The organism is Nonomuraea sp. NPDC049378 (genome assembly GCF_055586745.1).
In genome coordinates this window covers 962,738-983,928 of the sequence record NZ_JBVJHP010000001.1, presented here as the reverse complement: position 1 = coordinate 983,928, position 21,191 = coordinate 962,738, and the positions used below count along the sequence as shown (strand labels likewise).

Genomic DNA, 21,191 nt, shown 5'->3' with positions numbered 1-21,191 from the left:
GGACCTGTGCGTGCCGCGCCGTTCCCGGGGCAGGTGCAGCTCATGAAAAAGTTGTTCATGTTCTTCGCCGCGAAGTGGCTGACCAGGACGCCGCTCGCACTCGCCGTTCTGGGACTGGGCTGGTTCCTGAGCAGGCGCCGCAGGCAGCGGCAGGAGGGCGCCCGGCCGCCGGAGCGGGGGCAGGCGGTTCATCGCCAGGTTCCGCGACTTCAGTAGATCCGGTGCGAACAAATGTGGACTTCCTGCTAAGGACATCGCACGCGATCCGGGGCAGCCTTGTCGGCACCGCCAGGGGAGGCATGGCACGTACTTCTTCTGGTCGGCGTCCGCGTCGTTGGTCACGGAAGGAGTTGTCATGAAGGGACTCATGCGGCGGGCGGGTGAGCGGCTCGTCGGAGCGGTCTTGCCGAGCGTGGAAGCCGGCGCGTGTGTGGCGGAACACGGCCAGTGCTGCAAGAAGGGCTACCGCTTCAACTGCATGGGCAGCTGCACCAGCAAGTCGTCCACCTGCAAGTGAACGCGTAATCACCCCGGCGGGGGACGCTGCCGCGTGCCCCGCCGCCGTGTCCACCCGGAGGGGCTGAGGTGCTTGACCTGTTCGCCCGCGCGTTACTCGCCGTTGTCTTCTCTGCGGCGGTCGTGGGGAAGGTGCGTTCCAGGCGAGGGCTGGCCGGGTTCCGTGACCTGGTCGCGGCGGTCGGGCCGCGGTGGCTGCCCGCCGGTCCGGTCGCCGGCGTGGTGGTGATGGGGGAGGCCGGCACCGTGGTGTTGCTGGCTGTCCCCGGCATGCGGCCGGCCGGCTACGCCATGGCGGCCGTGCTTCTCGTGATGTTCTGCGCTGGGATCGCGCGTGCGGTCCTGGCCGGGCAGCCGGTGCGTTGTCAGTGTTTCGGCGCGGGTGGCGGCCTGCTCGGGCCGCGGCATCTGGTCCGTAACGGTCTGCTGGTGGCCGTCGCCGTGGCAGGCGCGTTCGCCGGCGGCGTGCCCGCGTCCGCTCCGGGCGCGCTGGTCGCCGTGGTCGCCGGCGCGTTCGCCGGTCTGCTCACGATCCGCTGGGAGGATGTCGCGTTCCTCCTCGTTCCCGCAGGGAGAAACCGTTGACCGTGCTCGCCACCGCTGTCGTGCTGCTCGCTGCCGTGGTCGCGGTGCACCTGCTGTTCACCTTCGGGCTGGTGGCCAGGGTCCGCGAACTGCAGGAGCACGGCGGCGGGCCGGCTCGCCACACGAGCGTGCCGGGGCCCGGCACGGTCGTCGGCCCGTTCTCGGTGACCGGCGTGGACGGCGTCCCGATCTCCGAGGCCGATCTGGACGGCCCGGTCCAGGTCGGGTTCTTCCAGGTCGGTTGCGGGCCGTGCCGGATGTTGTCGGACGCGCTGGTCGCCGCTCCGCCGGAGGCGCGGTTCGTGTCCATGGTGCAGGGTGATCCGGATGCTCCTGAGGCCACGGAGCGGTTGGCCGCCAAGCTCGGTGCGCTGGGCCGGGTCGCGCTCATCGGGGTCGACGACCCCGTGCTGAGCGCGTTCGAGATCGTCGCGTTCCCGACGTTGCTGCACACGCACAGCGGCGTGGTGACCGCGTCCGGCACCCGGCTTGACGACTTCGCGCAGGCCACTGGCGCTCCGGCGAAGGTGGCATGACCCGGTCCGCCGCCCGTGCCGGCGTGGTGGCGCTCGCGTTGCCGTTCCGGTCCGCGCCGGTGACCGCCGCCACCGCACTGGGACTGACCGTGCTCGCGGGTGCCGCGCCCGCGAGCGGGGCATGGCTGACGATGCTGCTGGTCAACGAGCTCACCACGGGCACAGCGAACGCGGGCCGGGTGGTGTTCCTCGCCATCGCTTCGGCGCTCGCGGGAGGGCTGGCCATCGCTCTTCTGTATCTCGCCGGGTATCTCGGCGAGGTGGTCCAGCACCGGGTCACGCTGACCGTGGAGAGCCGGCTGTTCCAGCGGGTCGCCGCCCTGCCAGGGCTGCGACATCTCGAGGATCCCGCGTTCCACGACCGGTTGCGGCTCGCCGAGCAGGCCGCGCAGGAAGCGCCCGGCACGGTCTCGCAGTTCGCGCAAGAGCTGGTCCGCTCGGTGGTGCTGCTCACCAGCTTCGCGGGTGTGCTGCTGGCTGTGTGGCCACCGATGACCCTGCTGCTGCTCGCGTCCGTGCTGACCGCCGTGCTCGCCAGGCTGGCGACCGCGCGGCGCGAGGCGGCCGTCGAGGAGGCGTGGGTGGCCACGGACCGGCGCCGCCTGTTCTACCGGGCGCTGCTCACCGATGTGCGTGCCGCCAAGGAGATCAGGTTGTTCGGCATCGGCACGCTGCTGCACACCAGGATGATCGACTCGCTGGCGGCGGTCACGCACGCACGGCTGTCCGTGGCACGCCGCGGCGCACTGGCGCAGAGCGGGCTCGCGCTGCTCGGCGCCGCCGTCACAGGGATGGGCACGGTCGTGGTCGCCACGAACGTCGCCACCGGTGGCTCGCCGGTCGGCGACCTGGTGCTGTTCCTCGGTGCGGTGGCCGGCGTGCAGGCCGGGCTGTCCGGCGTGGTGCTCCAACTCGGCGAGGCCGTCCGCGCGGCGCGGCTGTTCGTGCACTACCTCGACGTCCTCGACACCGGTGACGACCTGCCGGACGGCACGGGCACGCCACCTCCGTCGGCGACCATCGAGGTGCGCGACGTCTGGTTCCGGTACGGCGAGGAAGGCCCGTGGGTGCTGCGCGGGGTGACCCTGACCGTTCCCGCCGGCGCCGCCGTGGGACTCGTCGGCGTCAACGGGGCGGGCAAGAGCACGCTGGTGAAACTGCTGTGCCGGTTCTACGACCCGCAGCGCGGCACGATCACCTGGGGTGGTGTGGACATCCGCGAGCTGGACGTCGCGGCACTGCGCGCGCGGATCGGCGTGGTGTTCCAGGATTTCATGACCTACGACCTGACCGCGGCAGAGAACATCGGCATCGGGCAGGTCCAGCACCTCGGCGATCGGCCACGGATCGCCGCGGCCGCGCGGGCGGCAGGCGCCGACGACACCGTGGCGGCCCTGCCCAGCGGCTACGACACCGTCCTTTCCCGGACGCACACCGACGACGACGGCGAGCGGGCCGGCGTGACGCTGTCCGGCGGGCAGTGGCAGCGGATGGCCCTGGCCCGCTGCCTGATGCGCACCGACGCCGAGCTGATCGTGCTGGACGAGCCCACCTCGGGACTGGACGCCGAGGGCGAGCACCGTGTGCACACCACCGTGCGCCGGCACGCGCGGGGCCGTACCAGGCTGCTGATCTCCCACCGCATGTCAGCGCTACGCGGCGCCGACCTGATCGTCACCCTCGTCGACGGCCGGGTCGCCGAGCAGGGCAGCCACGACCAGCTGATGGACGCGGACGGCGAGTACGCCCGGCTGTTCCGCCTCCAGGCCGGCGGCTACCAGGACGCGAGGGTGCCATGATCGGCTGGATCAGAGTGACCGTGCGCGGCACCAGCATGGCGCCGACCCTGCACGACGGCCAGCACCTGCTCGCACGCCGGCTACGCCGCGACCCCCGGCGCAACGACATCATCGTCTTCCGGGTCGCGGACGAGCGCCTGCCGCACCGGATCAAGCGGGTCGCCGCCATCGCCGGCGACCCGCTGCCCGACTGGCTTGCCCCCTCGATGCCGGATGTGCCGCACGTGCCGGCCGGGCATGTCGCGGTGGCCGGGGACAACCCACGCTCCCAGGACTCCCGCCAGCTGGGGCTGGTCGACTGCCGCGACATCATCGGCACCGTCCCCTTCCCGGGCGGTGGCATGCTCACTTGAGCGCCCCCGCCGTCAGCCCCGCGACGATGCGGCGCTGGAAGAACAGCACCAGCAGCACCAGCGGGATCGTCACGAGCACGCCTGCCGCCATCTGCGTGCCGAACGGGGTGTCGAACTTGGCCGCGCCCGTGAACTGGGCGATCCGGACCGTGGCCGTCTGGCGGGACTGGTCGTTGACCATGGTGACGGCGATGATGAACTCGTTCCAGGTCGCGATGAAGGCCAGGATCGCCGTGGTGAAGACCCCCGGCGCCGCCAGGGGGAGCATGACGCGGCGGAAGGCGGCGAAGGCGGTGCAGCCGTCGATCATGGCGGCCTGCTCCAGCTCGTACGGCAGCTGCCGGAAGAACGTCGTCAGGTTCCAGATGGTCAGCGGCAGGGCGAAGGACATCGACGGGACGATCATCGCCTGGTAGGTGTTGATCCAGCCGATCGTCGTGAACAACTTGAGCAGCGGCACGATCAGCAGCGCGCCGGGGAACATGGACACGGCGATCACGAGGGCCAGGATGACGTTCTTGCCGCGGAAGGCCAGCCGGGCCAGCGCGTACGCGGCCATGGTGCCGACCAGGAGGGTGACCGCCGTGGTGGTGCCCGCGACGACGAGGCTGTTGACCAGCGACCGGCCGAAGCCCGTGCCCTCGGCGAAGACCGCGTCGTAGCTCTCCAGCGACCACGGGGCGGGCAGCGGCGACTTGTCGTGGATGTCGGCGGTGCGGCGGAAACTCGACACCACCATCCAGTAGAACGGCACCAGGCAGTACAGCGCGATGCCGGTCATCGCGGCCCTACGCCACATGGCGGGCCTCCTTCCCGCGCGAGCGCACGTCGCTCAGCAGGTCGGCTCCGAGCAGCCTGACGAACACGAACGCGATCACCGCGATGTAGGCGAACAACGCCGTCCCGTACGCCGACGCGGGCCCGTAGTGCACCCGTGTCGCCTCGTCCCAGATGAGCCCCGACAACGTCTCCACCGACTGCTTGCGCGGTCCGACCAGCACGTACGGCAGGTCGAAGATGCGCAGCGCGTCCATCAGCCGGAACAGCACGGCCACCAGCAGGGCGGGTCTGACCAGGGGCAACGTGATCCGCCAGAACGTCTGCCAGGGGGTGGCGCCGTCGACCTTGGCGGCCTCGTACACGCTGGACGGGATGATCTGCAGCCCGGCCAGCACGAGCAGGCCGACGAAGGGGGCGGTCTTCCAGGTGTCGGCGACGATCACGGCGAGCTTGGCCCAGGGGCCGTCCGCGGTCCAGAGGATGTCGGTGCCGAGCAGGGCGTTCGCCACCCCGTCCGCCTGGAAGATCCACTTCCACATCAGGCCCGCGACCGCGGTCGGGACCGCCCATGGGATGAGGATGCTGGCCCGCAGGAACGCCTGCCCCCTGAAGGCCCGCCGCATGACCAGCGCCATGGCCACCCCGAGCACGACCTCCAGCGCCACCGTCACCACGGTGAACAGGGTGGTGTTGAACGCGGCGTTCACGAACCGCTGCTCCACCACGCCCGCGTAGTTGGCGAGCCCGGCGAACCACTCGCCCTCCACCACGAACCCGTCCGCGTCGAGCCGCTGCCCGCTCTCGTAGAACGACTCGCGCATGGCGGCGAGCAGCGGGTAGAGGACCACGAGCGCCAGCACGATCATGGTGGGCGACAGCATGGCCGCGGCCGTCCACGACTGGCCGCGCGGGACGGCCGGGCGCACCCTCACGTGAGCAGCGGGCCGAGGGCCGACTGCAGCTCGGTCAGTGCCTGGTCGACGGGCTTGGCGCCGGTGACGATGGCGTACGCGGACTCCTGGACGGCGGCGGTCACGTCGCCGTACTTGACGGCCGCGGGGCGCGGCACGGCGGCGAGGATGCCCTCCTTGAGCGCCGGCAGGTACGGGTACTTCTTGACCAGCTCGGGATCCTCGTAGATCGCGGTCCGCGCCACCGGCATCGAGCTGGTCCGCGCGAACGCCTTGATCTGCGCGGCGCTGGTCATGAACGCGACGAAGTCCCTGGCGCTCTGCTTGTGCTTGGAGAAGGCGGAGACGGCCAGGTTGTTGCCGCCCAGCGTGCCCGCGCCCGGGCCGGTCAGCCCGGGGATGGGCGCCACGTCGAACTTGTCCACGACGTCGCTGGAGCCGTCGGTCTTCTGCGCGGCCTCGTAGCCGTAGGCCCAGTTGCGGTAGAAGAGCAGCTTGCCCTCCTGGAAGGCGACCCGTCCCTCTTCCTCCTTGTACGTGATCGCCTCTTTGGGGATCATGCCGCTGTCGAATCCGTCGGCGAGGAACCGTGCTGCCTGCTTCGCCGCCTCGCTGGTGACCTGGGGCTTGCCGGAGGCGTCGAGCAGCCGGCCGCCGGCGGAGGCGACGGCCTCGGCGAAGTTCACGGTCAGGCCCTCGTACTTGTCGAACTGGCCGGCGTAGCAGCTCATGCCCTTCTGCCCGGGCAGGACGTCCGCGCAGATCTTCTTCATCTCGTCCCAGGTCTTGGGCGGCTCCTTGACCAGGTCGGTGCGGTAGTAGAGCAGGCCGGTGCCGGTGAACAGCGGCATCGCATAGAGCTTGTCTCGATACTTCCCTGTTTCGATGGTGGTGGGGAGGAGGCCGGTCGTGTCCAGCTTCAGCTCGTCCACCCACCGGTTCGCGGCGAACTCGCTGGTCCACACCGCGTCGATGAGGATGACGTCGCCGGTGTCCGACTTGGTCTGCGCGCTCTGGATGAGCTTGCGGCGCTGCTCGTCGGCGCTCTCCGGGAGCAGCACGACGGTCGCCTTCTCGTCGGGGTGCGCGGCGTTCCAGGCGTCGACGATCTTCTGCACCGACTCGGCCTCGAACTTGCCGCCGAGGAACGTGATCGGCCCGCGCCCGCCGTTCTCCTGCGCGTTCGGCGCGCTCGCGGGGGTCGTCGAGCCGCAGCCGGCCAGTCCCGCGCCGAGCGCCAGCGCGGCGGCGATGTGGATTGCCTTCATCGGGGGGTTCCTTCCAGGGTTACGGTCTCGCCGCGCAGCCGCGACCGCTCGGCCGCCCAGGCGATGAGGTGGCTGTGCAGGCTCTCGCGGGGCGAGGAGAGGATCGGGGCGCGCTCTCTCGTGGCCACCGCGGTCAGGAACGCCTCGACCAGCGCCTGGTCGCCGCCGCCGTGGCCGCCCCTCGCCGTCGCGTCGCCGGTGGGGCGGGTGTCGACGGTCTCGGAGCGGCCGGTGACGAAGTCGGTCACGGTCAGGCGGTCGCCGTCGCCCTCGATGGAGCCGCGGGTGCCGAAGACGCGCGTCTGCCGGTGGAGCGCCGGGGTGAACGCCGTCATCGTGAACGACGCGGTCGCGCCTCCCTCGAACTCCAGGTTCACGACCTGGTGGTCGACCACGTCGTTGTCGCAGGCGTACACGCACCTGCCGTACGGGCCGGTCCTGAGCGCCTCCAGCACCCCCTGCTCGGAGACGTCGTGGGTGAGCACGGACAGCGGCCACTCGTCCCCGCCCGCCAGCGGCAGGTAGATGCGCCGGGCGGAGTAGGGGCAGTCGGGCTCGACCCGGCAGTCGAGGCAGCGGTCGGCGGCGCCCTCCGGCCGGTTCTCGGGGCGGAAGTGCTGGAGGCCGCCGAACGACGACACGCGGGTGACCTGCCGGCCCGTCAGGTGCACCAGCCAGTCGAGGTCGTGGCACGACTTGGCGAGCAGCATGAACGTGGACTCGTCGGCCCGCCGCCAGTTGCCCCGCACGTACGAGTGCGCCTGGTGCCACCAGCCGACCGGCTCCAGGTGCTGGATGTTGACGATCTCGCCGACGCGTCCCGCGTCGAGCAGCTCTTTCAGCACCCTGGTGTACGGCGTGTAGCGCAGCACGTGGCAGACGGCGAACATCGCGCCGGAGCGCTCGGCGGCGTTCACGATCGCGTGGCAGTCGTCCTCCGAGGCCGCCATGGGCTTCTCCAGCAGGATGTCGTAGCCCAGCTCGGCGAAGCGCACGGCCGGCTCGACGTGCTCGCGGTCCTGGGTGGCGATGACGACCGCGTCCGCCTGGCGGGGCAGCGCGGCCAGCTCGCGCCAGCCGGCGTACGGGGTCGCGTCGGGGAACTTGCCGCGGCGGCGGGCGAGCGGGTCGGCCACCGCGACCACGCGCGCCCGGCCGGTCTCGACGGCGTGGTCGGCGTAGGAGGCGCCCCGCGAGCCCGCGCCGACGATGGCGAGCGTGATCATAGCGCTCCTCACTTATGTAACCAATTCACGTATGTCGGCTGATGCTAAGATCCGGGCTGGTAGACGTCAATAGGGAAGTTATGGAGAAAGGTCTCATAAGTGACCGAGCTCCGGCCGGGTGACGCGTCGCTGCTGCGCAAGGTGAACACCCAGGCCACGCTCAGGGCCCTGCGCCGCGAGGGCGTGGCCACGCTGACACAGCTCGGCCGCATCACCGGGCTGTCCAGGCAGACGGTCGAGGCGGTCCTCGACGAGCTGGGCGAGCGCGGCTACGTCAAGGAGGTGCCGCCCGACGAGGGCGCGATGGGGCGGCCCGCGCGGCGGTTCGGGTTCCGCGCGGACGCCGGCTACGTGGTGGGCGTGGAGGTCGGCGGCGACACCATCGTGGCCGCGCTGGCCGACCTCGGCGGCGAGGTGATCGCCTGGGAGCGGGCCGAGGTCGACATCGAGGCCGCCGCCCACGAACGCCTGGCCGCCGCCCGCCGCACCTGCCTGGCCTGCGTGGACGGCGCGGGCGTGGCGCGCACCCGCGTGTGGGCCGTGGCGGCCGGCACCTCGGGCATCGTCGACCGCACCGGGCGCGTGTCGTTGTCGATCACGCTGCCCGGCTGGACGGGCGTGGACCTGGCGGGCCTGGCCGGAGACTGGTTCGGCTGCACCGCGCTGGCGGCCAACGACGCCAACCTCGCCGCGCTCGCCGAGCACTGGCGCGGCAGTGCCCAGCACGCATCCGACGTCGTGTACGTCATGATGGGCCGACGGGTGGGCGCGGGCATCCTGATCGGCGGACGGCTGCATCCTGGGCGCGGCGGGGCCGCGGGCGAGATCGGCACGCTGCGCCAGGTCGGCTGGGAGGACGCCGCCCGCGACCTGGTCAAGGATGCCTCGGCGGCCGAGGTGTTCGAGGCGGCGCTGCGCGGCGACCGCGACGCCCGGCGGCGGGTCGACGGTTACGCCGAGACCCTCGCCGTCGGCGCCTCGGCGCTCGCGCTGGCCATCGACCCCGACCTGCTGGTGCTGGGCGGCGGCTACGTGCGGGCCGGCGACGTGCTGCTCGAACCGGTCAGGCGGCACCTGGCCGAGCTGTGCGTGAGCGTGCCCGAGGTGGTGGCGTCCACCTTCGGGGACGAAGGGGTGGCGCTGGGCGCGGTACGTCTCGCGCTCTCCCACGTCGAGCGCGAGATCCTCGGCCTCTAGCCGCCTGGTGGGTCTTGCCAGATCGCCCTGGCCGACTCCAGCATGGCCGCTCTGACCTGCTCCTCCGGCAGGTCCATGGTCTTGACCGTGCCCCACTGCAACGCGCCGAGCAGGGCCCAGCCTTTCAGCCGGGTCTCCGGGCCGGGGTCCTCGCCCACGAGCTTGGTGAAGATCTCGTCCCTGTACGTCCTGATCACCGCGCGCTCCGAGCCGGGCGAGACGGGGGAGACGGAGTCGTCGCCGGCCAGGTCCTCCATGAACAGGCGGATCACCGAGCGGTAGCGCACCGCGAACCCGACCAGGGCCTCGACGAACTCGTCCCGGCTCCCGTGGCCGGCGTCGAGCAGCGCCAGCATGTCGCCGGCCGCCGGCGAGAGCAGTTCGGCCGCCAGGCGGTCCTTGGGGTGGAAGTGGTAGGCGACGGCGGTCTTGGTCAGCCCGACGGCGGCGGCGATGTCGGCCAGCGACGTGGCCGCGTAGCCGCGCTCGGCGAACAGCTCGCGGGCGGCGGCCAGGATCCGGGTGCGGGTGTCGTCGGCTGTGGTCATCGTCTCAATTCTCTCGAGGAGACAGCCTTCCCAATATTTCCCGTTTTATCGTATGTCCTGTACGACCGTACAGGACGGCCGTCGAGTGGGGGCTTTGCGATGACGCGGTTGCTGGGACGGCTGGGCGGCTGGTGCGCGCGCCACGGGCGGATCGTGCTGGTTCTCTGGGTGGTCGCGGCGGCCGCGCTGATGGGCGGCAGCCTCGTGTTCGCCGCCCCCACCAGCAACGACGCGAGCATCCCCGGGACCGACGCGCAACGCGCGCACGACCTGATGAAGACCGGCTTCGGGCCAGGCTACGCCGCGGGCGGCACGGTGCAGCTCGTCGTCTACTCCGCCGACGGCCCCCTCACCGAGGACGCGCCCAAGCGCGCCGTGGAGCGGGCCGTCGACCGGCTGCGGACCATGCCGCACGTCGTGCGGGTGGACTCGCCGTACCGCGTGGGCGGCATCGCCTCCAACCTGCAGATCGGGCTCATCGGCATCCGCATGGAGGGCCACGACAGCGACAAGATCGCCGCACTCACCCAGAGCCTGTCCAGGGCCGCGGACCCGGCGCGGGCCGCCGGGCTCGAGGTGGTGCCCGCGGACAGCTCCACGCCCGCCGACAAGGAGATCAAGACCGGGCCCAGCGAGATCATCGGCGTGCTCTGCGCGCTGCTCGTGCTGGTGTTCGCGTTCGGGACGCTGGTGGCCGCGCTCATCCCGATCTTCGCCGCGCTGGTCAGCGTGGCCTCGGGGCTCGGCGTGATCGGCCTGCTCGGGTGGGTGGTCGACATGCCCAAGCAGGCCGGCATCATGGCCACGATGATCGGGCTCGGCGTGGGCATCGACTACGCGCTGTTCCTGCTGTCCCGCCACCGCCGGCTGCTGGCCGACGGGGTGCCGGTCGTGGAGTCCGTACGCCGCACCGTGTCGAGCTCGGGAGGAGCCGTCGTCTTCGCCGGCGGCACCGTGATCATCGCGTTGAGCGCGCTGATGCTGGCCGGCTTCCCGCTGCTGGCCACGCTCGGCTGGGTCACCGGCATCTCCGTCGTCGCCGCCGTGCTGACCTCCGTCACGCTCGTCCCCGCACTGCTCGGGCTGCTCGGCCACCGCGTCAACGCGCTCAAGGTGCCGTTCCTGAAGGGCGCCGGCGGGTCCGGCGCCGGATGGGCACGGCTCGGCTCGTGGGTCGCCCGCCGCCCGTGGCGGGTGTTGTTCGCCAGCGCCCTCGTGCTGGGAGCGCTGGCCGCGCCCGCGCTGGCACTGAAGCTTGGGCCCCTCGACGAGGGATACGGCACCCAGGGCTCCGAGTCGCGGCGGGCGTACGAGCTGACGGCCACCGGCTTCGGGCCCGGCGCCAACGGGCCGCTGATCGTGGTCGCCAAGCTGCCCTCGAAGGTCGCCGACCCGGGCGACCCGATCGTCGACCACCTCACCCGCGCGATCGACGACGTCGAAGGCACCGCACACGTGGCCGAGCCCAAGGTCAACACCTCGGGCCGGTCGGTCCTGCTCCAGGTCGTCACCGACTACGCCCCGAGCGACCCCCGGGCCGCCGACGTGGTCAGGGACATCAGGGAACTCGCGCTGCCGGGCGTGCAGGTGCATGTCGGCGGGAAGGTCGCGGGGCTCACCGACGCGGGAGACCGCATGGCCGAGCGCACCCCGCTGGTCATCGGCGTGGTCGTGCTGCTGAGCGCGCTGCTCCTGCTGCTCGCCTTCCGCGCGCCCATCGTCGCGATCAAGGCCGCGGTGATGAACCTCGTCTCGCTCGGGGCCGCGTTCGGGGCGCTGGCGCTGGTGTTCTCCATCGGGGTTGGCAGCGGGCTGGTGGGCATGGACCCGCCGGCCAGTTCGTCGTACGTGCAGACCATCTTCTTCTCGGTGCCGATCGAGAGCTACGTGCCGCTGATGCTGTTCGCGGTGCTGTTCGGGCTGTCGATGGACTACGAGGTGTTCCTGCTGACGGCGGTGCGGCAGGCGTACCACCGGCACCGGGGCAACGCGCGGTCGGTGGCGCAGGGACTCGGGTCGACGGGCCGCGTCATCACGTCGGCCGCCCTCATCATGGTGGCGGTGTTCGTGGCGTTCATCGCGTACCCGGATCCGATGGTCAAGACGTTCGGAGTCGGGCTGGCGGTGGCCATCGCGGTGGACGCCACGATCATCAGGGGCTTCCTCGTGCCCGCCACCATGGTGCTGCTGGGGCGGCTCAACTGGTGGTGCCCGCGCTGGCTCGACCGCATCCTGCCCAATCTGTCGGTCGAGGGCCACGAGGAGGACGAGGCCCCGGCCGCGCCGCGCCGCGAGCCCGTCAAGGCCGGCGTGTGAAGACTCCTGGTCAGTCGGAGTCGGTCAGGTTGCAGGCGGGAACCCAGCCGACGACGCCGGTCGCCATGTTGCGGCCGTGGTGCCACAGGGTGCTCTCGAAGAAGTCGCAGCGGTAGAGGCCGTACTCGGCCGACCGGTCCGACTCGAACCCCTGGCCGGCGTAGCCGATCCCGGCACGGCCGGAACCGGCCCTGGGTTCGCTCCAGATGACCACGCCCAGGGCGCCGAAGTCGTGGACGTCTCCCGCCACGGCGGACTGGGCCTGCATCCCGGTCATGACCAGCCCGGTGAGCGCCCCGGCCATGGTGACGTTCTTCATGTGCACCGTCTCTCCTCCCCGTGGTGTCAGTAACACACGGTAAGAGATCGGTCACCCATCGTTCCAGCGGTTTTGCCGCACCTCGACCGGGGCGTCGAAGTCAGACCATGTACTGGTCGTGGCGCAGGTACAGCTCCGTCCACTCCTCCGGGCTCAGCTGCCGGCCGGTGGTGGCGATGTCGGCGAGCTCCTCGAAGTACGCCTCGCGGGGGGCGCCCGGCGTGAACAGGATCAACATCGAGGCCGGTTCGCCCGACTCGTTCTTGAAAGCGTGCACCCCGCCCTCGGGCAGGAACAGGAAGTCACCCGGCTTGCCGTCGGCCCACTCCTCGCCGTTGTAGAGGCGGATCGTGCCCGACAACACGTAGAACGACTCGGTCATGGTCCGGTGGAAGTGCGGATCGGGGCCGCTCGGGCGCGGGCCCATCTCCCACCGGTAGAGGCCGTACGCTCCGTTCGTGGAGCCGCCCGTCGCGAGGTAGTGCACCTGCGTGCCCCCCACCCCCATGGACAGGTCGGGCTCCCGGCCGGCCAGCTGGAAAGTGCCGCTGTGCTCGCCGGCCTCGCCGAAGTATCGGGGCTCGGGATAGGACATTCCGCCTCCTCTGATCTTCACGAGAAGTCTATGGATGCTCATGTCCGAACGCATCGGCACCTCCTCGGGTGCCACCGCCAAGCGCAGGCCAGGCAGGCGCCGGAGCAGCGCGGGAAGCGGATACTCGCGCTGCTGCAGCCTCGCGTATCAGCGTGATCAATTGCAATGTGCCCAGCTGGGACGAAGGGTTGGGTGCCTTCTCGTGGGCATCCGAGTAAACGTGCGGGGCAAGCGTTGTCGCGCCGGACTCACCCCGAATGGCCTGACCGAAACCCGCCACCCGCCGCGGTCCGTGGGTAGTGTGGATCAGGGTCTCTGGGCGGCGTTGTCGCTTCGGTCCCTTTTGTTGTATGCGAAGTCGGAGGTGATCACGGTGCACCCGGTCTAGCGACGGCCCCAACCCGGGGCGTCACGGAGCCGAAAGGTGACCGTATGAGCAAGACCGACAAGACCCGGCCCTGGTGGGTGCGGATGGCCGACGCGCCGCCGATGACCGGCGTGCCCGTGCATGATCATCGTTTCGGGCCGTGCACGCTGCCGGACGAGATCACCGCCGACAGCGCGAACTGGCGCCGGGGCGGCTGTTACTGGGGCGCCCCCGGCTACCACGTGCTCGTCCGCGAAACCAAGGGTGGGAACCGGGAGTGGTACTACTTCCGTCGCGAGGAGCGCCGTCGCAGCCGGCACCAGGCGCGCCGTGAGCTGCGCGACTACCGCGCCTTCTCCGACGAGGACTGAGACGACCCGCGGGGCACCGCGGCCGGGCGGCCGTCAGAAGGTGATGACCGTGCGGGCGACGGTGCCCTGGCGGACGTGGTTCACGGCTTCGTTGATCTGGTCGAGGGGCAGGCGTTCCGTGATGAGGCCGTCGAGGTCGAGGCGGCCCCGGAGGTACTGCGCCGCCAGCATGGGCAGGTCGCGGTGCGGTGCGGAGTCTCCGCCCTGGGTGCCCATGAGGCGGCGGGAGGCGAACAGCAGGCCGGTGTCCACCTCGGCGTGGTGGCCCTGGGGCGGGCTGCCGACCATGACCGCCGTCCCGCCGGCACGGGTGGCGGCGAACGCACGGGAGAGCACCCCGGGCGCGCCGGTGGCGTCGAAGGCGTAGTCGACGCCACCCTTCACGAGTTCGCCCACTTGCCGGGGCAGGTCCGCGGCGAGGAGGGTGTGGGTGGCGCCGAAGCGTTCGGCCAGCTTGAGTTTCGGTTCGGCCGTGTCGGCGGCGACGATCGTGGTGGCGCCCGCGAGCACCGCCCCCTGGATGACGTTGAGTCCGACGCCGCCGCAGCCCACGACGAGGACGGTGGCGCCGGGGGGCACCTTGGCGACGTTCGTGACGGCGCCGACGCCGGTGACGACGCCGCAGGCCAGCAGGCACATGGCGGCGAAGGACGCGTCGGCGGTGATCCGTACGCACATCGCCTCGGAGACGACGGTGTACTCGGCGAACGAGCCGATGCCGATGAAGCGGCGGGTCTCCTGCCCGTCGAGAGTGACGCGCGGCGGGCCGCCCATGACAGTGGGGAGCCTGGCCGGGCCGGAGCACAGGTGGAACCGGCCCGCGCCGCACGGGCGGCACCGGCCGCAGGGGCCGTTCATGGCGATGATGACGTGGTCGCCGGGCTTGACGGTGGTCACGCCCGTGCCGACGCTCTCCACCACTCCGGCGCTTTCGTGTCCGAGGATGAACGGTGGCCGGCTCGCCACGGGGCTCTTGCCGTCGATGGCCTTGAGGTCGGAGCCGCACACGCCGGACGCCATGACGCGCACGCGTGCCTCGCCGGGGCCGGGGTCGGCGATCTCGACCTCGCGGATCTCCATGGGGGCGTGGAACCTGGTCAGGACCGCCGCGCGCATCAGCATGGGCCAAACGGTAACCCGGCGCCGAGACCGTGAGCAAGCAGTTGCTCGGGGACCCGTTGACATCCTCCCAGGCGAGTTCACGCTCGCCACAACGGCACGCCCGCCGAGATCAGGCAGGACCCGGTCGTCAGGGCCGCCTATCTGGGCTGAGCGTGGCGTTCGGTGAAGGACAGGATGCGCCTCCAGGCGTCCTGGCACGCCTCGGCCCACTCGCCGTAGGCGCGGTCGAAGAACGAGTGCGGCGCGCCGTCGTAGACGTGCGTCTCGTGCTCCGTGCCCACCTGGTCGAGAGCGGCTTCGTACGCCTCGAACTCCTCCGGCGTCGAAACCGCGTCGGCCCCGCCTCTGAGCAGGAGGAGCGGCGCTCCCGGGCCTGACCGCGGCGGCTCGATGAAGCGCAGCGCGCCGTAGAAGCCGATGCCGCCGGACAGGCCGTTGCCCTCGGCGGCCAGCCGCCACGACTGGGAGCCGCCCATGCAGAAGCCCACCGTGAACACCGGCCCTCCGCCCGACAGCGCCTCGGCCGCCGCCCTCGCGTCGGCTCTGATCCCCCCGGGGGTGAGTTGGTTGACGTGCGGCATGAAGTCGAAGTCGTCGCCGCGATCGCCGCGGCCCGCCGTACGGCCGAAGTAGTCGATCGCGATCGTGGAGAATCCCGCCTCGGCGAAGCGCACGGCGAGGTCGCGGTAGAAGGGGTGCAGGCCGCGTACGTCGGGCAGGATCACCACGCTGCGGCCGTTGGGCTCGGCGGGCTCGGCCCGGTAGGCGAGGAAACGGTTGCCGTCGGCGGCGGTCAGCGCGATCAGCTCGTGTGCGGCCACCTCCCCCTGGACGGGCGGGGCGGGCGGTCTGCTGTCGGTGGAATGGCACATGCCGGACAGCATGCCCGGGGCGTTCGCGGATATCCCCGTGCTCGGATCCGAGCACGGGGGGTCGTGGCGGAGACGTTCGCGCGTGCCGGTGCGGCCGCTCCGGTGCCGGATCCCTGGCGCGCAGACAAAGCGTGCGCTAGGTTGGTCGCGTGGATCTCGACTTCTCCCCGGCCGAGCGGGACTTCCGAGCCGAGGTTCGTGACTGGCTGCGCGCGCACGTGCCGCGACCGCTCCCGCCCATGGACACCGCGGAGGGCTTCGCGGCGCACCGCGCCTGGGAGGCGCTGCTGGCCGGCGCGCGGCTGTCCGTCGTCTCCTGGCCCGAGCACCACGGCGGGCGCGGCGCCTCCCTCATCGAGTGGCTGATCTTCGAGGAGGAGTACTGGGCCGCCGGCGCCCCCGCCCGGGTGACGCAGAACGGCATCTTCCTGCTGGCGCCGTCGCTCATGAGGTTCGGCACCCCGGAACAACGCGACCGCTGGCTGCCGCGGATGGCCAGGGGCGACGACGTGTGGGCGCAGGCCTGGTCGGAGCCGGAGGCGGGCAGCGACCTGGCCGCGCTGACCTCCAGGGCCGAGCCCGCGCCCGGCGGCTGGCGGCTGTACGGCCACAAGACGTGGAGCTCGCGCGCCGCCTTCGCCACCCACGGGTTCGGCCTCTTCCGCACCTCCGGCACGCGCCACCACGGCCTCACGTACGTCATGTTCCCCATGGACGCCGTCGCCGTCCGGCCGATCGCGCAGCTCGACGGGCTGCCCGGGTTCGCGGAGCTGCACTTCGACGGAGTGTTCGTGCCGGAGCCGATGGTGGTCGGCGAGCCGGGCGACGGATGGCGGATCGCGATGGCCACCACCTCGTCAGAACGCGGCCTGACCCTGCGCAGCCCGGGACGCTTCCTCGCCACCGCCGACCGGCTCGTCGAGCTCGCCCGCGACGCCGGCCCGGCCCTCGCCGACCGGGCCGCCCGCTGCTGGGCCGACGCGGAGGCGTACCGGCTGCACACGTACGCCACCGCGCTCCGGCTCATGACCGGCGAGGAGCTCGGGCCCGAGGCCAGCATGGGCAAGGTGTTCTGGTCCGAGCTTGACCTGCGCATGCACGCCCTCGCCATGGAACTGCTCGGAGACCGGGCGGGAGACACGGCCTGGCTGGACGGCTTCCTCTTCGCGCTGGCGGGCCCGATCTACGCGGGCACGAACGAGATCCAGCGCACCATCATCGCCGAACGCGTCCTCGGGCTGCCCAGGGCGGGGGTGCGGCGGCCGTGAACTTCGGCTTCACCCCCGACCAGCTCGCCCTGGGCGCGACCGTGCGCGACGTGCTGCGGGCCCACTGCCCACCTGCCGCACTGCGCACCGAGCGGCGGCCCGCCTGGAAGCAGCTCGCCGGCCTGGGCTTGTTCGGATCGCTGCTGCCCCCCGGGTCCGGCGGCCCGGGGTTGTCACCGGCCGACCTCCTGCCGGCGCTGGAGGAGACCGGGCGGGCATGCCTGCCGGGGCCGGTCGTCGAGACCGCCGTGGCGGCGGCGTACCTGCCGGCGAGCCTTCCCGGGCTGGCCTCCGGCGCGGTGTGCGTGAGCGTGCAGCCGCCGGGGCAGGCGTACGCGCCGGACGCCGACCTGGCCGACCTTCTGGTGGTGGCGCGGGCGGGCGGCTGGCACCTGGTCCGCAAGGAGTCCGTACGCCTCGCCCCCCGCCACGGCGTCGATCCGTGCCGGCCGCTGTTCGAGGTGGGCTTCGACGCGTCCGAGGACCTGGGCGCGGCCGCCGGGCCGGCGGTGCTCGCGGCCACCGCCGCCACGGCGGCGCAGCTCATCGGGGTCGCCAGGGAGCTGCTCGCGGTCACCGTCGCGTACGCGCGGGCCAGGACGCAGTTCGGGGCGGCCGTCGGGTCGTTCCAGGCGGTCAAGCACCAGCTCGCGGACGTCGCCGTGGCCGTCGAGTTCGCCGCGCCCCTCGTACACCGGGCGGCCCTGTCGGTGGGCGGGCCCCGGAGCCGGCCGCTGCCCAGCGCCGGACGGGACGTCAGCGCCGCCAAGGCCGCCGCGGGGGAGGCCGCCGGCCTCGCGGCGCGGGTGGCGCTGCAGGTGCACGGCGCGATCGGGTACACCGAGGAGCTGGATCTGCGGTTCTGGCTCGCGCGGGCCTGGTCGCTCTCGTCCGCGTACGGCACCGCGGCCGCTCACCGCGAACGCCTGCGCGCCGCCATCGCCAACGGCGGCCCTGGACGGTATCCGTGAAGTTCGGCGTGCCGCTCGGGCTGCTGCATCCCGCCGCGTGGAAGGACGTGGCGGTGGCCGCGGACGAGCTGGGGTTCGAGTCGGTGTGGCTGCCCGAGCACCTGGTGTTCACCACCGACCTGTCGCTCGCCGCGTACCCGGGCGCCACCGGCCCGGGGATCAAGCCCGGCACGCCGCTGTTCGACGCGCCGGCGTACCTGTGCTGGCTCGCCGCCTTCACCACCCGCGTCAGGCTCGGCACAGCGGTGCAGCTCCTCGCTCTGCGCCACCCCTTCGTGTCGGCCCGCGCGTTCGCCACGCTGGACGTCGTCTCGTCGGGACGGGCCATCTGCGGGGTCGGCGCGGGCTGGTACCGGGGGGAGTGGGAGGCGGCGGGCATCCCGTTCGGCACGCGCGGGGCGCGGCTGGACGAGGCGATCGAGGTGGTCAGGCGGCTCTGGAGCGAGCCGGTGGTGGCCCATTCCGGGAGGTTCTACTCGTTCCCCGAGGTCGCGTTCGAGCCCAAGCCGGTGCAGCGGCGGCTGCCCCTGCTGGCGGGCGGGGAGTCGCCCGCCGCGCTGCGCAGGGCGGCCCGGCTCTGCGACGGGTGGATCAGCATGCCGCACACGATCGAGTCGATCAGGCCGCAGCTCGACCGGCTCGGGCCTGGGGTTCCCGTGACGGTGCACGCCCACGCGCCGGCCTCCCCCGACGAGGTGGCCGCGTGGGAGGCGCTGGGCGTGGAACGGCTCATCGTACGGCCGTGGACGCGCGGACGGGACGCCGTCTCCCGGCTGGCCGCCTTCGCCGCCGAGCACGGGCTCGGCTAGAGCGCCCCTCCGAACGCCCTCGGCATCGCGCCCAAGGGTTCTGGGCCGGCCGGGCGTGGTGGGGCGAGGCCGGCGGGTCGCCGGTCGGGCGCGGTGGCGTCGCGGCCGGCACGGCCGGGATGCCGGTCAGGCGCGGTGGCGTCCCTCGGGACGAGCCGGGATACCGGTCAGGCGCGGTGGCGTCCCTTTCCTGGCCGGGTGGTGGCCGCGCCGGCGAGCTGGCGGCCGCCGTCGGGGCGGGTCGTCCTGCGGTGCCTGCGGCCCTGCAGCGGGAGGTCCTGGACGAACCCCTCGGCACCGCGCCCCTCGCCGGACCGCCTGGACTGCGCGCGTCCCGCGGGCTGTGCTGGCTCCTGGCGGCCGGCGTACGGTGCTCCGGCGGGTTGCGGCGCGTTGCCGGGGCGAGGCCCTCGGGCGTCAGGCGAGCCCGGCTGGGCGCGGCGGTGGCGGCGGCCGCGCGACGGCAGGTCGGACGCGAACGCGGGCTCTTCGGCCAGCCGTTCGTGCCGCCGCCGCCGTCCGCGATAAGGGCCGCCGGAGGCACGGCCAGGCACCCCGCCGGAGGCACGGCCAGGCACCCCGCCGGAGGCACGGCCAGGCACCCCGCCGGAGGCACGGCCAGGCACGCCGCCGGAGGCACGGTCCGGTCTGTCGCCGGAGGTGCGGCCCGGCCTGCCGCTTCGGGAAGGAGCGTCCGGCCGGCTACCGGGGAACCAGCCGTCGGCGGTGGGGCTGGCGAGCGGGCCGGATGCTCCGGAGGGGTGGTCGACGGTGATTAGCGGGCCGAAGGCGTCCGAGCCGGTGGCGCGGGTGGGGGCGAAGGCGTCGAAGCTGCTCGACGCGCCGGGGATGACGATGCGTTCGAACGGTCCTGTGTCCACGACGCGATCGAGCGGGCCGGTGTCGAGGACGATCTCCAACGGCCCTGTCTCGGCGGGAGCCGTGTCGTCGAAGGCGGGCGCGAAGGGACCGGTGCCCGCCGCGCGGCGGTCCCCTGCACTCGCGCGGCGGTGAGAGGGGTGGAGTTCGGCGGCGTCCGGCGATCGGAGCACGGTGGTGTCGCCGGACTGCCGGGGGGAGCGGAGCACGGTGGCGTCGGAGGTGTCCCGGGCGGAGCGGAGCGCCGCGGCGTGGCGCGGGGAGCGGAGGACGGCGGTGTCCGTGGTGCGGAGTTCGGGGGCGTCGGTGGCGAGGTCGAAGGGCCGGGTGGCGAGCCGGCGCCGGGGCGCGGGGGCGGCGTTGCGGCGGCGGCGGCCGGCGTTCGAGCGGGCCGGGCGGGCGCCCGTGCCGGCCCCGGAAGACGCGGCGGACGCGGCGGACGCGGCGGCCCGCATCCGGCGGGTCTTGGCGACGGCGAGCAGCGCCAGCGCGGCCACCAGCGCCGAGCCGACCAGCGTCGGCGTCGATACGGCGGGCATCGGGGCGGTGGCCGCGGCGTCGATGTGGGTGGGGACCGGGTCGGCGGTCGCGGCCGTGGTGTCGGCGGTGGACGGCTTGGCGTGCTTGGCCTTCTTGGCGGGCTCCTTGCCGGTGGCGCTCGCGGAGGCGTGGACCGTGGCCTCCTGCTCGGCCTTCTTCGACGGAGCGGGGGCGGGTGCGTCGGCGTCGCGGCCGCCGGAGTGAGGGGCGCGGGCGGGCTCGTCGCGTTTGGCGCGGGGGATCATGCCGGACAGCGCCTCGTCCGCGGGAAGCTCGAGCACGCCGACGTCGTTGCCGGGCCTCGACGGCTCCTCCGCCCGCTCCTCGGCCTTCTTCCTGGCCTCCTTGGCCTGCTGGGCGGCCTCCTCGTCCAGGCGGGCCTTGATCTCCTCCGGGTAGCCGTAGCCGACGACCTTGCTCGTGTCGCGTTCCTTGCGCTTGGCGACGCCGCCGTCGATGTTGCCCTCGATCGTGTGGATCGTGTCGCCCTCGACCCGCGTCACGACGCCGACGTGGTCGATCCTGCTGATCTTGTTGGATCCGCTCCAGTCGTAGAAGACGATCGCGCCGGGCTTGGGCTTCTTCCCCCACGCGCCCTGCTCCTTGAACCACTTGGCGTGGGCGACCGTCCAGGCGAACTGGCCGATCCACTCCTCGTAGCCGAGCTTGTGCGCCGCCCAGGACAGCATCATGTCGCACCATGGGGCGGAGGTGTAGTCGGCGTCGAACTCGACGTTCTTGCCGTACCAGGAGCCGAACTTGGTGTACGCGCCGGCCTTCTCCGAGTAGCCGAGCTGGCGCTCGAGCAGCTCGATGAACTTCTGCATCTCTGGCGTCATGGAGGCGTGGGGAAACCTTCCGGGCAAGACCGGTTTGTCCACACAAATCTGGGTAAGGGACGCCCTGTGACTGGTGTGATGAAACCGGCGGCTTGTCATCTTCTGCGATGAGCGAGGTTACCGTTTGGTAACCCCAGGTCAAGCACGCCCCAAGAGAGAGTCGACTCTTCTTGGGAAAGAACCGCAGGTCAGGATGCTGCCAGA

At 72.3% G+C, this 21,191-nt stretch carries 22 protein-coding genes; 12 read left to right on the top strand and 10 right to left on the bottom strand.

Going from position 1 to position 21,191, the window contains the following annotated elements; all coding sequences use genetic code 11:
* Window positions 1–42: 42 nt before the first annotated feature.
* The 6 genes from ACZ6SA_RS04495 (at window position 43) to lepB (ending at window position 3,789) form a co-directional block, all read left to right on the top strand.
* Window positions 43–216 carry a DUF6203 family protein gene (locus ACZ6SA_RS04495; protein ID WP_347641433.1) on the top strand — a complete coding sequence of 58 codons (174 nt, stop codon included), beginning with the start codon at window positions 43–45 and terminating at the stop codon, window positions 214–216.
* A 139-nt stretch (window positions 217–355) separates the two neighbouring features.
* Window positions 356–517 (top strand): hypothetical protein, encoded by a 162-nt coding sequence (locus ACZ6SA_RS04490; RefSeq protein WP_347641434.1) that lies wholly within the window; start codon window positions 356–358, stop codon window positions 515–517.
* Between the two features lie 68 nt (window positions 518–585).
* A complete protein-coding gene (locus ACZ6SA_RS04485; RefSeq protein WP_347641435.1) occupies window positions 586–1,101 on the top strand; it encodes a MauE/DoxX family redox-associated membrane protein in 516 nt (171 codons plus the stop codon).
* Window positions 1,098–1,637, top strand: coding sequence for a TlpA family protein disulfide reductase (locus tag ACZ6SA_RS04480; RefSeq protein ID WP_465826604.1), 540 nt, complete (start codon window positions 1,098–1,100; stop codon window positions 1,635–1,637). The genes ACZ6SA_RS04485 and ACZ6SA_RS04480 overlap by 4 nt, the downstream gene beginning before the upstream one ends.
* Window positions 1,634–3,436 carry an ABC transporter ATP-binding protein gene (locus ACZ6SA_RS04475; protein ID WP_347641437.1) on the top strand — a complete coding sequence of 601 codons (1,803 nt, stop codon included), beginning with the start codon at window positions 1,634–1,636 and terminating at the stop codon, window positions 3,434–3,436. The genes ACZ6SA_RS04480 and ACZ6SA_RS04475 overlap by 4 nt, the downstream gene beginning before the upstream one ends.
* Window positions 3,433–3,789, top strand: coding sequence for a signal peptidase I (gene lepB, locus ACZ6SA_RS04470; RefSeq protein ID WP_347641438.1), 357 nt, complete (start codon window positions 3,433–3,435; stop codon window positions 3,787–3,789). Before ACZ6SA_RS04475 ends, lepB begins: the two co-directional genes overlap by 4 nt.
* Here the strand turns inward: lepB and ACZ6SA_RS04465 are convergent.
* From ACZ6SA_RS04465 to ACZ6SA_RS04450, 4 genes are read right to left on the bottom strand one after another with little or no spacing between them, the layout of a single operon-like run.
* A complete protein-coding gene (locus ACZ6SA_RS04465) occupies window positions 3,782–4,588 on the bottom strand; it encodes a carbohydrate ABC transporter permease (RefSeq protein WP_465826602.1) in 807 nt (268 codons plus the stop codon). The genes lepB and ACZ6SA_RS04465 overlap by 8 nt on opposite strands.
* Window positions 4,578–5,501 (bottom strand): carbohydrate ABC transporter permease, encoded by a 924-nt coding sequence (locus ACZ6SA_RS04460; RefSeq protein ID WP_465826601.1) that lies wholly within the window; start codon window positions 5,499–5,501, stop codon window positions 4,578–4,580. The genes ACZ6SA_RS04465 and ACZ6SA_RS04460 overlap by 11 nt, the downstream gene beginning before the upstream one ends.
* On the bottom strand, window positions 5,498–6,748 hold the full coding sequence (locus tag ACZ6SA_RS04455) for an ABC transporter substrate-binding protein (RefSeq protein WP_465826599.1): 1,251 nt from the start codon (window positions 6,746–6,748) through the stop codon (window positions 5,498–5,500). The genes ACZ6SA_RS04460 and ACZ6SA_RS04455 overlap by 4 nt, the downstream gene beginning before the upstream one ends.
* Window positions 6,745–7,974, bottom strand: coding sequence for a Gfo/Idh/MocA family protein (locus tag ACZ6SA_RS04450; RefSeq protein WP_465826598.1), 1,230 nt, complete (start codon window positions 7,972–7,974; stop codon window positions 6,745–6,747). The genes ACZ6SA_RS04455 and ACZ6SA_RS04450 overlap by 4 nt, the downstream gene beginning before the upstream one ends.
* Window positions 7,975–8,073: 99 nt before the next feature.
* Here ACZ6SA_RS04450 and ACZ6SA_RS04445 point away from each other — a divergent pair, with 99 nt between their 5' ends.
* Window positions 8,074–9,171, top strand: coding sequence for an ROK family transcriptional regulator (locus ACZ6SA_RS04445; RefSeq protein WP_347641443.1), 1,098 nt, complete (start codon window positions 8,074–8,076; stop codon window positions 9,169–9,171).
* Here the strand turns inward: ACZ6SA_RS04445 and ACZ6SA_RS04440 are convergent.
* A complete protein-coding gene (locus ACZ6SA_RS04440; RefSeq protein WP_347641444.1) occupies window positions 9,168–9,719 on the bottom strand; it encodes a TetR/AcrR family transcriptional regulator in 552 nt (183 codons plus the stop codon). The genes ACZ6SA_RS04445 and ACZ6SA_RS04440 overlap by 4 nt on opposite strands.
* Before the next feature lie 99 nt (window positions 9,720–9,818).
* Between ACZ6SA_RS04440 and ACZ6SA_RS04435 the strand changes: the two genes are divergently transcribed.
* A complete protein-coding gene (locus ACZ6SA_RS04435) occupies window positions 9,819–12,035 on the top strand; it encodes an MMPL family transporter (protein WP_465826596.1) in 2,217 nt (738 codons plus the stop codon).
* A 10-nt stretch (window positions 12,036–12,045) separates the two neighbouring features.
* Here ACZ6SA_RS04435 and ACZ6SA_RS04430 read toward each other — a convergent pair whose 3' ends face one another.
* Both ACZ6SA_RS04430 and ACZ6SA_RS04425 read right to left on the bottom strand, forming a co-directional pair.
* Window positions 12,046–12,354, bottom strand: a complete 309-nt coding sequence (locus ACZ6SA_RS04430) for a hypothetical protein (RefSeq protein WP_347641446.1) — start codon at window positions 12,352–12,354, stop codon at window positions 12,046–12,048.
* 100 nt (window positions 12,355–12,454) lie between these two features.
* Complete coding sequence (locus ACZ6SA_RS04425) at window positions 12,455–12,949, bottom strand: cupin domain-containing protein (RefSeq protein ID WP_347641447.1); 495 nt, start codon at window positions 12,947–12,949, stop codon at window positions 12,455–12,457.
* Between the two features lie 432 nt (window positions 12,950–13,381).
* On the opposite strand from ACZ6SA_RS04425, the gene ACZ6SA_RS04420 reads away from it, so the two are divergent.
* Window positions 13,382–13,687 (top strand): hypothetical protein, encoded by a 306-nt coding sequence (locus tag ACZ6SA_RS04420; RefSeq protein ID WP_347641448.1) that lies wholly within the window; start codon window positions 13,382–13,384, stop codon window positions 13,685–13,687.
* A 33-nt stretch (window positions 13,688–13,720) separates the two neighbouring features.
* Here ACZ6SA_RS04420 and ACZ6SA_RS04415 read toward each other — a convergent pair whose 3' ends face one another.
* Window positions 13,721–14,809 carry an alcohol dehydrogenase catalytic domain-containing protein gene (locus ACZ6SA_RS04415; RefSeq protein WP_347641449.1) on the bottom strand — a complete coding sequence of 363 codons (1,089 nt, stop codon included), beginning with the start codon at window positions 14,807–14,809 and terminating at the stop codon, window positions 13,721–13,723.
* Window positions 14,810–14,946: 137 nt separating this feature from the next.
* The gene (locus tag ACZ6SA_RS04410; RefSeq protein WP_465826594.1) at window positions 14,947–15,681 is read right to left on the bottom strand and encodes a dienelactone hydrolase family protein; all 735 of its coding nucleotides are present in this window, start codon (window positions 15,679–15,681) and stop codon (window positions 14,947–14,949) included.
* Between the two features lie 149 nt (window positions 15,682–15,830).
* On the opposite strand from ACZ6SA_RS04410, the gene ACZ6SA_RS04405 reads away from it, so the two are divergent.
* From ACZ6SA_RS04405 to ACZ6SA_RS04395, 3 genes are read left to right on the top strand one after another with little or no spacing between them, the layout of a single operon-like run.
* Complete coding sequence (locus ACZ6SA_RS04405; protein ID WP_465826592.1) at window positions 15,831–16,949, top strand: acyl-CoA dehydrogenase family protein; 1,119 nt, start codon at window positions 15,831–15,833, stop codon at window positions 16,947–16,949.
* Window positions 16,946–17,920: an acyl-CoA dehydrogenase family protein gene (locus tag ACZ6SA_RS04400; RefSeq protein WP_465826591.1), complete on the top strand. Its 975-nt coding sequence runs from the start codon at window positions 16,946–16,948 to the stop codon at window positions 17,918–17,920. Before ACZ6SA_RS04405 ends, ACZ6SA_RS04400 begins: the two co-directional genes overlap by 4 nt.
* Window positions 17,917–18,729 (top strand): TIGR03619 family F420-dependent LLM class oxidoreductase, encoded by an 813-nt coding sequence (locus tag ACZ6SA_RS04395; RefSeq protein ID WP_347641453.1) that lies wholly within the window; start codon window positions 17,917–17,919, stop codon window positions 18,727–18,729. The genes ACZ6SA_RS04400 and ACZ6SA_RS04395 overlap by 4 nt, the downstream gene beginning before the upstream one ends.
* 167 nt (window positions 18,730–18,896) lie before the next feature.
* Here the strand turns inward: ACZ6SA_RS04395 and ACZ6SA_RS04390 are convergent, their stop codons facing one another.
* Window positions 18,897–20,987: a CHAP domain-containing protein gene (locus ACZ6SA_RS04390; protein WP_465826589.1), complete on the bottom strand. Its 2,091-nt coding sequence runs from the start codon at window positions 20,985–20,987 to the stop codon at window positions 18,897–18,899.
* Window positions 20,988–21,191 lie beyond the last annotated feature (204 nt).

What these genes read in the sequence shown, in the direction of transcription:
- ACZ6SA_RS04495 (WP_347641433.1), top strand. Translation starts at nt 43, where the DNA reads ATGAAAAAGTTGTTCATGTTCTTCGCCGCGAAGTGGCTGACCAGGACG.
- ACZ6SA_RS04490 (WP_347641434.1), top strand. Translation starts at nt 356, where the DNA reads ATGAAGGGACTCATGCGGCGGGCGGGTGAGCGGCTCGTCGGAGCGGTC.
- ACZ6SA_RS04475 (WP_347641437.1), top strand. Translation starts at nt 1,634, where the DNA reads ATGACCCGGTCCGCCGCCCGTGCCGGCGTGGTGGCGCTCGCGTTGCCG.
- lepB (WP_347641438.1), top strand. Translation starts at nt 3,433, where the DNA reads ATGATCGGCTGGATCAGAGTGACCGTGCGCGGCACCAGCATGGCGCCG.
- ACZ6SA_RS04465 (WP_465826602.1), bottom strand. Translation starts at nt 4,588, where the DNA reads ATGTGGCGTAGGGCCGCGATGACCGGCATCGCGCTGTACTGCCTGGTG.
- ACZ6SA_RS04455 (WP_465826599.1), bottom strand. Translation starts at nt 6,748, where the DNA reads ATGAAGGCAATCCACATCGCCGCCGCGCTGGCGCTCGGCGCGGGACTG.
- ACZ6SA_RS04450 (WP_465826598.1), bottom strand. Translation starts at nt 7,974, where the DNA reads ATGATCACGCTCGCCATCGTCGGCGCGGGCTCGCGGGGCGCCTCCTAC.
- ACZ6SA_RS04440 (WP_347641444.1), bottom strand. Translation starts at nt 9,719, where the DNA reads ATGACCACAGCCGACGACACCCGCACCCGGATCCTGGCCGCCGCCCGC.
- ACZ6SA_RS04435 (WP_465826596.1), top strand. Translation starts at nt 9,819, where the DNA reads ATGACGCGGTTGCTGGGACGGCTGGGCGGCTGGTGCGCGCGCCACGGG.
- ACZ6SA_RS04430 (WP_347641446.1), bottom strand. Translation starts at nt 12,354, where the DNA reads ATGAAGAACGTCACCATGGCCGGGGCGCTCACCGGGCTGGTCATGACC.
- ACZ6SA_RS04425 (WP_347641447.1), bottom strand. Translation starts at nt 12,949, where the DNA reads ATGTCCTATCCCGAGCCCCGATACTTCGGCGAGGCCGGCGAGCACAGC.
- ACZ6SA_RS04420 (WP_347641448.1), top strand. Translation starts at nt 13,382, where the DNA reads ATGAGCAAGACCGACAAGACCCGGCCCTGGTGGGTGCGGATGGCCGAC.
- ACZ6SA_RS04415 (WP_347641449.1), bottom strand. Translation starts at nt 14,809, where the DNA reads ATGCTGATGCGCGCGGCGGTCCTGACCAGGTTCCACGCCCCCATGGAG.
- ACZ6SA_RS04410 (WP_465826594.1), bottom strand. Translation starts at nt 15,681, where the DNA reads ATGTGCCATTCCACCGACAGCAGACCGCCCGCCCCGCCCGTCCAGGGG.
- ACZ6SA_RS04390 (WP_465826589.1), bottom strand. Translation starts at nt 20,987, where the DNA reads ATGACGCCAGAGATGCAGAAGTTCATCGAGCTGCTCGAGCGCCAGCTC.